9 protein-coding genes and 1 pseudogene are annotated in these 10,627 nt (G+C 67.4%); 7 read left to right on the top strand and 3 right to left on the bottom strand.

The features are described from left to right. Nucleotides 1–602: 602 nt before the first annotated feature. The 5 genes from ABZ396_RS39950 to ABZ396_RS39970 all read left to right on the top strand — a co-directional run bounded on the left by ABZ396_RS39950 (nucleotide 603) and on the right by ABZ396_RS39970 (nucleotide 8,208). Nucleotides 603–1,826, top strand: coding sequence for a hypothetical protein (locus ABZ396_RS39950; protein WP_358923458.1), 1,224 nt, complete (start codon nucleotides 603–605; stop codon nucleotides 1,824–1,826). A 725-nt stretch (nucleotides 1,827–2,551) separates the two neighbouring features. Continuing rightward, nucleotides 2,552–3,256, top strand: coding sequence for a nucleotidyltransferase domain-containing protein (locus tag ABZ396_RS39955; protein ID WP_358923460.1), 705 nt, complete (start codon nucleotides 2,552–2,554; stop codon nucleotides 3,254–3,256). 487 nt (nucleotides 3,257–3,743) lie between these two features. Then, on the top strand, nucleotides 3,744–4,088 hold the full coding sequence (locus tag ABZ396_RS39960) for a hypothetical protein (protein WP_358923462.1): 345 nt from the start codon (nucleotides 3,744–3,746) through the stop codon (nucleotides 4,086–4,088). A 185-nt stretch (nucleotides 4,089–4,273) separates the two neighbouring features. Next, the gene (locus tag ABZ396_RS39965; RefSeq protein ID WP_358923464.1) at nucleotides 4,274–6,805 is read left to right on the top strand and encodes a hypothetical protein; all 2,532 of its coding nucleotides are present in this window, start codon (nucleotides 4,274–4,276) and stop codon (nucleotides 6,803–6,805) included. Nucleotides 6,806–7,872: 1,067 nt separating this feature from the next. Next, nucleotides 7,873–8,208: a MerR family transcriptional regulator gene (locus ABZ396_RS39970; RefSeq protein WP_358923466.1), complete on the top strand. Its 336-nt coding sequence runs from the start codon at nucleotides 7,873–7,875 to the stop codon at nucleotides 8,206–8,208. A gap of 127 nt (nucleotides 8,209–8,335) precedes the next feature. On the opposite strand, the gene ABZ396_RS39975 is transcribed toward ABZ396_RS39970, so the two are convergent. The 3 genes from ABZ396_RS39975 to ABZ396_RS39985 form a co-directional block, all read right to left on the bottom strand. Continuing rightward, entirely contained in the window at nucleotides 8,336–8,551 is a 216-nt protein-coding gene (locus tag ABZ396_RS39975) for a Tn3 family transposase (RefSeq protein ID WP_358923480.1), read from the bottom strand. A gap of 240 nt (nucleotides 8,552–8,791) precedes the next feature. Next, nucleotides 8,792–8,959: a DUF6223 family protein gene (locus ABZ396_RS39980; RefSeq protein ID WP_358923468.1), complete on the bottom strand. Its 168-nt coding sequence runs from the start codon at nucleotides 8,957–8,959 to the stop codon at nucleotides 8,792–8,794. Continuing rightward, nucleotides 8,947–9,180: a hypothetical protein gene (locus ABZ396_RS39985; protein ID WP_358923470.1), complete on the bottom strand. Its 234-nt coding sequence runs from the start codon at nucleotides 9,178–9,180 to the stop codon at nucleotides 8,947–8,949. Before ABZ396_RS39985 ends, ABZ396_RS39980 begins: the two co-directional genes overlap by 13 nt. A gap of 219 nt (nucleotides 9,181–9,399) precedes the next feature. On the opposite strand from ABZ396_RS39985, the gene ABZ396_RS39990 reads away from it, so the two are divergent. Beyond that, nucleotides 9,400–10,527, top strand: coding sequence for a sensor histidine kinase (locus tag ABZ396_RS39990; RefSeq protein ID WP_359187088.1), 1,128 nt, complete (start codon nucleotides 9,400–9,402; stop codon nucleotides 10,525–10,527). Continuing rightward, nucleotides 10,524–10,627: pseudogene (locus tag ABZ396_RS39995) on the top strand (DNA-binding response regulator); the annotation flags it as partial. The gene ABZ396_RS39990 and the pseudogene ABZ396_RS39995, both read left to right, overlap by 4 nt.

A 10,627-nucleotide genomic window follows, 5' to 3' on the forward strand; every position in this document is an offset into this window, starting at 1 on the left:
TCGCCAGTGAACGCCGACGACGTCTGGCCGTTGCGCGCCCTCGCGGGGAGGAGATCGCATGCAGGATCCTTCGGACTCGACGGAGATCGCCGAGCCTGAGGAGAACGGCCAGAGCAATACCGCCGACTCGCCTGCTGTGGACGATCCGACACCCGACTCGGACATCGATTCAACGGCGGCATCGACGGTCCTGGCGGAGGTGCTTCCAGGGGTTGCTGTCGTCTTTGGTGAGGTCCCGGCGGAACTCAAGCCCGATCTGCTCGACTTTGGGCTCGTGTCAGCGGCCGACCGCAAGCAGATCTCCACCGTCCTCGCCTCGATCGGAAGCGTGGCGACCGCGGCCGGCAACCTCGGAAACGCGTTCGCCAGCGTGCAGGGGCTCTACAGGATCAGCGACGCGACACAGGCTCTCCTGAGGGCCGGCGCAACGCTCGCCGTCAAGGATGGCGCGAACCTCGGAACGGTGATCTCCTCCAGCCGCTTCATCGCTCAGGCCCGCTTCATCCCCTTGACCGAGGTGAGCGCGGCGCAGACCGCGGCTTCCATCGGACCGGCGCTGGCCATGATCGGCCTTCAGATGCAGCTGAGCGAGGTCACGGGCCTTGTCGACCAACATCGCGCTGACAAGCCAGGTACTCACAACCATCCGCAACGAGCAGTGGGCCGAACTGACGGGCCTCGTCGCCACCGTCGATCGCGCAGTCGACCACGCGCGAGAGGTCGAATCGGTCCCCACCACCTTGTGGCACAAGGTCGCGGATAAAGAGGCGGTCCTGGGCAAGCAGCTGGAGCTGTACCGACTGAACGTCCGCGACCACATCGGGCAGATCCATGAGCTCGACCTACATGGCCGCCGCGAGTATCTCCAGACGAACGCCGCGGCGATCTTCTTCGACGCCAACGCCCTCCTGTCTTCCCTCAAGGCATGGACCGGATATCAAGCGCTCCACGCCGCGCGGGCAAGAGCCGCTGGACCCGACGACGCCGGCGAGGCGCGGCTCGTCGACATCATCGCGCGCGACACTCGCGAAGAGCTCGACTCCGCTCTCGCCGAGACGACGCGGCTCGTCGACTCGCTGACGCGGGAGCTACGAACCATCGCCGAGCTCCCCGGACGCGACACACTGCCACTGTCGGGCAAGCGGAGGGACTCTAACGCAGCCCGCCAAATCTCCGCCCGTCTTCTGGAGGCGATCGAGCCTCTTGCCGACGCTCTCCACCCGCCGGCCCCTCCACTCGAGGCTCCGGGCGTCGTCTGCGCACCCCAATCGCTGGCTCCCGAGCCGTACCTTCGCATCCTGCGATGGTTCCTCGAGGGCGGTGAGACCCTACGTGTCCTCGGCTTCCCCGACCAGCTCGATGCCCCCGATCCCATTTCTGCGATCCTCGGCGGAGCGAAGGATATATTGGCGGCAGCGATGGACAAAGCCCCGGCAAAGACACTGGTCGCCGTCACGGATCGCCGGATCATCATGGCCAAGACGAACGCCTTCCTTGAGCAAGGCGAGATCCGTCAAGTCATCCCGATCGACCAGGTGCGATACATCCGAGCAGCAACCACACAGGACAAAAACGCGCGCTCGGCGATCGACCTCATCACGCGCGACGAGAACATCCGGTGGCACTTCCACACTGACATCGACACCACTCAAGTGGACGCGCTCGCCGCCGTGCTTGCCGAGTCGATGACGATCCCGGACATGGAACGCGATGCGCTTCAACGGCGGCTCTACGCCCCCATCGAGGCGGGCAAGAAGGGCGAGAGTACGGGCACGAGGTCTACGGAATCGACTGGATCCGAGGCCACGACCTGCGATGCCGAGTAGACCTCGAGCCAATTGACGAGGGGGCACCCCGACCACACGTACCGAGCCTGGTCACGTACGGCGGTAGGCATGGGTGCCAGATCCAGGCACGTTAAATGGAGCGAGTGAGCAGCTTTCCCGCGTGATCGATGCTCACTCGCTCCACATGGGCAGAGGTGCGCGGCCGACCGGCCCAGACATCGACGCCACCTCGCGAATCATGGCTCCGGCAAGCCCCGATACGCCCACTCATCGACAGATGAATGCGTGGTCCGCCGGGCCCAGCGGAGCGGCCGTGGTCCGACCTCGGCCTTGCAGCCGTCCGGGTGCCAGGGCACGCGGCAGCGGCGGCAGCACGTCCGCCGCACTGGCCAAGGTCGCGGACGTACTTCCATACCCTGGCCGGGGGATAGAACTGAGCGGCCAGCCATAGAGAGACGCCGATCTGGAGCTTGACGCCGATGACATCGCCCCCCCCGCACGCGTTCAAACGCGGGGGAAATGCAGCTGCGTCCCTGCAACCGCGGATTGCACGGCATGCCGTGCGGAGTCCACGCCAGCCGCTCCGACTCCGGGACCTCCATCATGAGGGTGACCTCCGGGACCTCGAGGTCGATCCGAGCCCCGAGTGCATCAACTACGTGAGTTCGCTGACCTTTAGCCTCAAGCGTAAGTGTGGCCTGAGAAAGGTCGGTATTCCGAGAAATGGTGTGGGCGCGGGGCGGGTTAGTGCTGATAGTTTTCGCATGGATGTGATCGAGGCCGCACGCGCCGTCGTAGATGAGCATCACCCCGACGCGCGAGCCGCGTTCCTGGGAGGCAGCGTCGTGACGGGCTGTCGCACAGCGACGTCGGACCTGGACATCGTGGTGCTGCTTCATGGAGCCCCAGCGCCGTACCGGGCAAGCCTCCAGTACGCCGAGTGGCCAGTGGAGATGTTTGTGCACACCGAAGCGACGTGGCACTCCTACGTCGAACAGGAACTACACAAGCGCCGGTCACCCCTGCTGTGGATGTGCGCGCAAGGGCTGCTCCTCTTCGACACCGACGGACTCGGGGCGCACCTCGCCGCAGAGGCCCGGGAGCTGACTTCCGCAGGGCCGCCCGCGGCGTCGGCCGAAGAGATTGAGGACCGCCGGTACGCGATCACCGATCTCCTTGATGACCTGGTGGGGAGCAACGATCAGAGCGAACGGTTGTTCATCGCCAATGAACTGGTCCGCCGGACCGGCGAGCTGGCGCTGGCCGTCGGCGGCTCTTGGGGCGGTGGTGGGAAGTGGTTGGCACGCCGACTTGAGACGACCGCGCCAGGGCTGAGCACGCGCCTGCACCACGGTCTAGCTGAGGTACTTGGCGGGAGAGTGGAGCCCCTTGTGGCCGTCGTGGACGAGGTGATCGAGCAGGCTGGCGGCCGCTTGTGGGTTGGTTACAGGCGTTCAGGAACTCTATAACCGACCTCACAAGAGGGCTGGGCCCGCGCCCACGGGCTTCACCGACTTGGAAGGTAGCCCCCGTACAGCAGGCCGGCGGCCCAGTGTTGCCTCTGCTAGCCCTTACCGTGGCTTCCCGTCAGATGGGCGGCTCATGAGGCGAACCGGGGCCGCCGCCCCACGTCGAGCCCCGAGGTGGCACGTCCTGAGCACCGACACGTTCAAGTCATCTCGTAGCGACTGCTGATACTTGCAGTGAGTTAGGAACTGCAGGTCAAGACGTTGATCATGACTTCCCTCCACGCGTTGTTGAACGTAGAATCACGCCGCTACTTGTGGGGAGGAACTGTGAAGGTTGCCCAGCAGGGTTGGGAGACCTGACAGGAAGCTGCGTCCCGCGGCCGACATGACGATGGCTGCCGCGGGAGGTGGTCTGTGCCGCACGGTGGGTACCGCTCCGGCCCGCACGGCCGGAGAACGATCCGTCTAGGTCCGTTGAGGAGACGACATGGCCACCGAGCCCGACAGCACGGCTGCACAAACCCGGGTTCTTCTGAAAGATGGTGGGGATGCCGTTCTCACCCTCGCGGACGTTGCCGTCGCTGCCCTTCACACCCCCGAGGACGACAGCTTCAACGTGTTCGCCGTGGTTGGCGGAAAGAACCTCCCCGCGCTCGCGCTGGTGCGGAACGCGCTCAACGGCCAAAGCCCGAGCAACACCAATGTCGCCGAGATGGCTCTGCATGAGCTGGGGTTCAGCATTCTGGTACGACGTCGGTTCGACAACGTCACCGGTGAGCCAGTGCGACTGACCCGCGAGCAGATCAATAACTCCTCTACGAGCATGCGATGAAGCCGACCCGGTTTCGGCACGGCCCGATGTGTGGCGAGTGACTTCCGAGCGCCTCGACCTGCACCCCGACCTGGGTTTTTCCATCTAGGACACGTGGTTGCACTCGACACACGGATGCGAAAACACGCTCCAACCCTTCTGTCCCTCAAGGCATTCATCTCACCTGCCCACCGGAGGATTCAAAGTTGAGGCAGATCGACACGCGTCTCATCCAGACCGCGGTCATCGGCGGCCGCGACTCGGACCAGCCAGTGATCCTTCCGGAGGAGCCGCACAACCTCGACGAGTTCCTTCGTCAGTTCGGAAGGGACGACTTCTGGTGCGGCACGCTTCTCGGCGGCTGTGGAGAACCGCTGCGCCCCAAGCGGTATGTGACGAGGGTCTGCCACTTCGCCCACGAAGCCGACCCCAGCCGTGGGGAATGCCACCGGACCACCCACAGCGCGGACGGTGCCGACCACCTGTTCATCAAGGCCCATGTCACTCGCTGGCTGGCCGAGCAGGGTTATGCGGCCCAGGGCGAGCTGCGCAGCTTCGGCCATTGCCACGGTGATGCCGTGGACTTCTGGCTGCGTCGCACAAGAACGCATCTCCGGTTCGCACTCCACCCGGAGGACTACCGGAGCTGGCGCAAGGCGGCGGACAGCCTGGGTGCGAAAGAAGGCCGTATCGAGTGGGTCTTCGGCCAGGACGACGCGCTCGCACGCGACATGGTGGCGCGCCGAGGATACGCGCTACTCGTGCGGTGCGAAACCGAGGGCAACGACCGTCGTGTGTTCATCGGCACCATGACCGACGGAAGGAAAACGCCTTGGGCTCCCTTGGAGCAATGCCGGGTGACCGAAAGCGGCCTCGTCACGCCCGCACTCGAGGAGCTGCGCGCCCAGGGAGCCATCCGCGACGACGGCATCGGCTGCGAGCCGCTTCCCAGCAGCGTGCCCCTTCCCAGCGGACAGGTCGTGTTCGCGGTGGACACAGAAGCAGCACCCTTGTCTTCGTCGCCGTTGGACGTGCCCGGCAGGCGCCTGATTCCCGGCTTCGTCAAACCGACGGGAAGCCGCATCGTCCAAGCCTGTCTGTCCCTGCCCGACACGGTGCCAGCTCCCACGGAGCAATACGTCTACCGCCTTGCAGGCTCGGTCCGGCTGCTGGTCACGGATGTCGTCGAAGGAGAAGGTTCCTCGTGGGCAGTCCGGGCCGACACCCTGGTACGGCTCAACGGCCTGGAGGCGGAGCGCACCGGGTTGTGGCGTCCCAGCGTCGCGCTCGACGAGAAGCACCTCCCGGCGCCTCGCGTCTCCAGCGCCTGTGAGCGGACCCCGCTCGCCGAACCCCCGCCCGGCGGCCCCAAACCGCCGGAAATCACACCGACGAAGACAGCCGATGCACTCAGGAAGGTCCTGGAGGAGGTCGCGGCGAAGGGCGCCACGATCACGTGGAGCGACCTGGCCGAGCGGCTCGGCAGGTGGGTCTATGACCTGCCGAACCCCAAGCGTCAGGAGTTGCTGGTCGAGGTGGACAAGCCGCGGGTCCCCGACCGCCCGCTGCTGAGCGTCCTGGTCGTCACCCACTTGGGCAGGCACCTTCCCTACCTGGGCCAGGTACTGGGCCGACTTGGGGCCGCCGAGCCGACCTCGGAGTTCGCTCTGCAGCAGTGGGCGGCGGCCGAGATCAAGAAGACGCACGAGAACGGGAGCCGACAGGCGCGCGTGCCGGCCGCTCCGTCGCCTGCTGCGGACCGACTGGCTGCCAAGGAGCATGCGCCCTCCGAGAGCGACCTGCGTTGGGCACGCCAGAGACAGACGGAGATACAGGAAAGGCTGAAGGAGGGGGCGAAGACTCGGGGCCGGTCAAAGGGGTTGCGTGCTCAGCGCTTGGCACAGGCAATTCAACAAGGGGAGGCGCATCTCCAGCGGTACGAAGAGGTCTGCCGTCGCAGGCGGGCTCTTCGTGACTGGCTGGTGGCCGTTGACCGTGTCTTGGACGACCTCGACCGTCTGATCGGTCGTCCGATCACCGTGACCTCCGTCAAGGCAGGGCCTCGCACCGTCGTTGTCGTGCCGGGACCAGACAAGAAGAAGGATCCGAATCTCAGGAAGATCCGTCGCCTGCTCGGCGAGCTGGACCGGACCCATGAGGCTCGGCCCACCCAGGAACTGCTGCGGCTGCTTGACGAGATCGGCGAACAGCGTGACCAGCTCGCGCAACCGCTGCCTGCCGTGGAAGCCAAGCTTGTCGATCGGTGGCGGCGCAGACTGGAGGACCGGAAGGCCGCCGAGCGCTCCACCCAGGTGGCGGCCGCCTCGCGAAACACTGCGCCGATAGCAGGCCGTACCGCCGAGCCGCCGCAGGACGACCGCCTGTTGGCCGAGAGCATCGGTAAGTTGGCCGTCATCGTCCGCAGCATCCTGGAGGACCTGGCCCGCGACGGTGGTACACCGCTGAACTGGGGCGACCTCCGTGTCAGGGCAGGCGGGCAGCTCCCGTCCCTACACCCGGACGACCAAGTCGCCTTGCTTGTCGCGGCGGACCGCGGCACACCGGCTGACGAACCGCTCCTGTCCACGCTGGTCGACAGTTCCGTCGCCGCCCCGCACCGGCTCTATCGCCAGGTGCGCCTCGGCCTCAGCCGAGAACCACTCCCTGATACGGAACTAGAGACCCATCGGGCCATGGAGGCTCTGCGGCTGCGGCAGATCTGGCGTTACCGGCAGTGAGCCGGCCGCTGGACCGCCGTTCGCCAGGGGGCGAGGGCGTGCCACTCGCGCCTTATCGGGCCTCGTCAGCGCCGCCCAGACACTCTTGCCGTACGCCGGCTCCGGGTCTTCGGAGTCGACGGCTGGCTGTCGGAGGGCTTCGAGGAAGGCCCGGGTGGTCTCGCGCGCGTCGGCGACGGCGGTCGCGGAGCGGATGGTCGCGGCGTCGACGCACAGGGTGTCCATCAGATTCCCCCTGGCCTCTGGCTCGTCAATGCCCGGTCCTGCCTACGCGCCCCTTGCCCCGCCCCGCGCCCCCTTAACCCGGCAGGGCCGCCCGATTACCTGACCGTTGAACACGCGGAAACCTGTGTCGGCTGGAGTAGACATTGGGCGGTGGTGTGGTTATGGTTTCTCTCGTAGCCGAGATCAGCAAGGCCCGGCAGAGACGGACTGGCGGGCAGCAGTACACGCAGTTGCAGGACGGTGCGGTGGTGGAGTTCCGAAGCCAGAGCGGTTGCCTGACGGCGACGGGGCTGACGACCGGACCGGGTGGCCCGCAGTGATCAGGGGCCGCCGTGAGCAGTACCGCAGTGGCAGTTCAGTAAGTGCAGTTCGCAGTACCAGCAGTGCGGTTGTCAGTGGTTCCTCGGTAAAGGCGTCGGCTGCGGGCGCGCGTACCGGGAAGTTCGGCAGTGGGGTTCTAAGCCAGAGCAGACGCAGGACGGGCGACGGGGCTGGCTGCCGAAGAGTGGCGCTTACTCAGGTCACCAGCAGTTCGCACCACCAGCAGTACAAGCAGTACGCAGTCCCCCGTAAGTAGTTCATCCAGAGGGAAGAACGGAGGAGCCGAGCGCCATCAGGATCGCCCGGGCGGAATCACTGAGCCCGGGTACCGCAGGACATCGATAGTGAGGTGGTCTCCGGTCAAGCAACCGCGATCCCCGCACACGCCGGCACCCCCCCTGCGGCAGTGCGGACACAGAAGGCCGGCGCAGTACCAGGGCCGGCAGATGGTGTAGCAGTTCCTTCGGGGCTCTGGTGCCAATGGCACCAGAGCCCCTCCACGCGTTCCACAGAGAGGTGAGATGACAGCAGACGACTCGTTCGGCCGTCTCGACGACGACGACTACCCCGCCTACACCATGGGCCGGGCCGCCGAGATACTCGGCACCACCCAGGGCTTCCTGCGCGCCATCGGCGAAGCGCGCCTGATCACCCCGCTGCGCTCCGCGGGCGGTCACCGCCGCTACTCCCGCTACCAGCTGCGCATCGCCGCCCGCGCCCGCGAGCTCGTCGACCAGGGCACCCCTATCGAGGCCGCCTGCCGCATCGTCGTCCTCGAAGACCAGCTCGCAGAAGCCCAGCGCATCAACGCCGAACACCGTCGCGCCCCCGAATCGGGGAATCCCCCGGCCGCCTGAGACGACCGGGACCTGCGGTCTCCCAGCAGCTTCGTCGCTACCGCTCACGCACGTTGTGCCTGGAACGCTTCAGCGTCCCGGGCAACACCGCTTTCACCATGTCTCCGGCCGGGGCCGAGCCCAGGTCTCACACCGGGGCTGCGGCTGCCTCCTCGTGCGGGGTGCGCGGGCCGGGCACCGTCGCCCGGATGGACAGGTCCAGATCGAGGCGGCTGTTCATGTCCGATTCGAACCGGCCGTACGGATTCACGTGCGTCCACAACAGCGGCGACAGCGCCCGCCGGTCCGCGTCGGTGAGCCTGTCCGCCCACTTCGGATCAGCCAGGACCTCTTGCATCAGCAGCGTGTTGACGTGTTCTCTGAACTACGAGCTCGTCATGCGGTCGTGGCTGGGCTCGTTTGAGGTGTCGCAGGCAGATGAGGCTGCAGGTGGCTTTGTACGCGAGAACGGACAGTACTTGTCCGCCAGTTCGGGAGGCAGTCAGCGTCCGTCAGCCAGTCGAAGAGTTCACGAGTTTCGACGGCGCGTGCTTGGCGGCATCTTCTCGTATTCACTGCGCCAACCGGTCGGGCGGTGCGGCGGTCAGGCGGTGCGGTTGGAGCGGGCCAGAGCCAGCCTGCCGAGGACCGTGGCGATCAACCCCAGCACCAGGGCCAAGGCGCCACCGACTACTCCGTTGCCGGTGCCGGGACCACCGTCGGCGACGGCCAGATTCAGCGCGCCGATGACCATGCCGGTCAGCCCCGCCACCAGGGACACGATGGCCCCCCGTTGCCGGTGCCGGTGCCGGTGCCGATACGGCCGGCGGAGCGGGCCAGAGCCAGCCCGCCGATGACCACGCCAGCCAGCGCCACCAGTGCGGCCGTGGTGCCCACGAGTCGCCCGGTGGTCAGGGTGTAAGCACCGACGGCTGCCGACTGGGCCGAGACATGCGCGGCCGCCGGTGCGGCAAGCACGAATCCGACTGACATAAGGTTTCTCCCTTTCTCCTACGAACTGGTCAGGGTCTGAGCATGTCGGCCGGACCCACCGCCGGTCGTCCCGCAGACGCAGGCACTTAGCGCTGCCGCGGCTGCCGCACCCGGCTGCCGCGGATACCGCAGACGCCGCGCAGATACCGCGGATGCGGTAGCCGACCGGTCGTCCACGAGCGGGACTCGGCCGCAGTGCCATCCAGCTAAGGTGCGCGCATGGACAAAGGGCGGATCCGTGTCCCGGCCGTTGTCGGAGACTGGGCGATCGCCGTCGGAGTGGCGGCGCTGCTGCTGGGCACCGGGCGGTCCGAGGAGGCCCCCGGCGCGGGGCCCGATCTGCTCGGCTACGCGCTGCTGGCAGCGGGCGGCCTGGCGCTGGCCGCGCGCCGCCGGGCTCCGCTTGTGGTCCTTGCCGTCACCTCGCTGTGCGCGGTGGGTTATCAGGCGGCCGGTTTCGACGTGCTCGCCGTCTCGTACCTGGTCGCGGTGTACGGCGCGGTGCGGGCTGGGCACCGTGCCCTGGCCGTGGCGGCGTCCGTAACCATGCTGGTCGCTCTCCGCATCCCGGCACTGATCGTCCACGACGGGCCCTTGGGCGAGGCGCTGGCGCAGGGCCGTGGCGTCCTCGAGTTCGCCTGGCTGATCGCCGCCTTCGCCGCGGGGGAGGCGGTGCGGCAGGCCGAGCGGCGGGCGGACGAAGCCGAGCGCACCCGCGAGGAGACCGCGCGACGCCGAGCCGACGAGGAACGGCTGCACATCGCGCGCGAGTTGCACGATTCGCTCACCCACCAGATCTCGATCATCAAGGTGCAGTCCGAAGTCGCCGTCCACGTGGCCCGAAAGCGCGGAGAACAGGTGCCCGACTGCTTACTGGCGGTCCAGGAGGCCGGACGTGAGGCGACCCGCGAACTGCGCGCGACCCTTCAAGCGCTGCGCGACGACGACACCACCCCGCCCCATGGGCTCGACCACATCCCGCAGCTGGTGGAGCGGGCCGGCAGCACCGGCCTGGAGACGACGCTGACCATCGAAGGACAGCGGCCCGATGTGCCGGCCGCGGTGGGCCGGACCGCCTACCGGATCGTCCAGGAGTCGCTCACCAACATCGCCCGGCACGCGGGCGCTGCCACCGTGTCGGTCCGGATCGACTACCGGCCCGACGCCCTCGCGATGCGCATCGACGACGACGGCAAGGCCACGCCGGACACCGCGCCGACACCCGGCCTCGGGCTGCTCGGCATGCGCGAACGCGTCACCGCCCTCGGCGGCCGGCTACGCGCCGAACCACGTGACGGGGGCGGCTTCACCGTCCAGGCCGAACTCCCCGTGGACCGGACGTCATGATCCGCGTCCTGCTGGTCGACGACCAGCCCCTCATTCGCAGCGGATTCCGCGCCCTCCTCGGCCTCGAGGACGACATCGAGGTGGTGGCCGAGGCCGCCGA

The organism is Streptomyces sp. NPDC005866, assembly GCF_040629895.1.
Taxonomy (GTDB): Bacteria; Actinomycetota; Actinomycetes; order Streptomycetales; family Streptomycetaceae; genus Streptomyces.

Coding starts and splice junctions, on each gene's coding strand:
- ABZ396_RS39985 (WP_358923470.1), bottom strand. CDS start 9,180: ATGTCAGTCGGATTCGTGCTTGCCGCACCGGCGGCCGCGCATGTCTCG.
- ABZ396_RS39960 (WP_358923462.1), top strand. CDS start 3,744: ATGGCCACCGAGCCCGACAGCACGGCTGCACAAACCCGGGTTCTTCTG.
- ABZ396_RS39970 (WP_358923466.1), top strand. CDS start 7,873: ATGACAGCAGACGACTCGTTCGGCCGTCTCGACGACGACGACTACCCC.
- ABZ396_RS39990 (WP_359187088.1), top strand. CDS start 9,400: ATGGACAAAGGGCGGATCCGTGTCCCGGCCGTTGTCGGAGACTGGGCG.
- ABZ396_RS39955 (WP_358923460.1), top strand. CDS start 2,552: ATGGATGTGATCGAGGCCGCACGCGCCGTCGTAGATGAGCATCACCCC.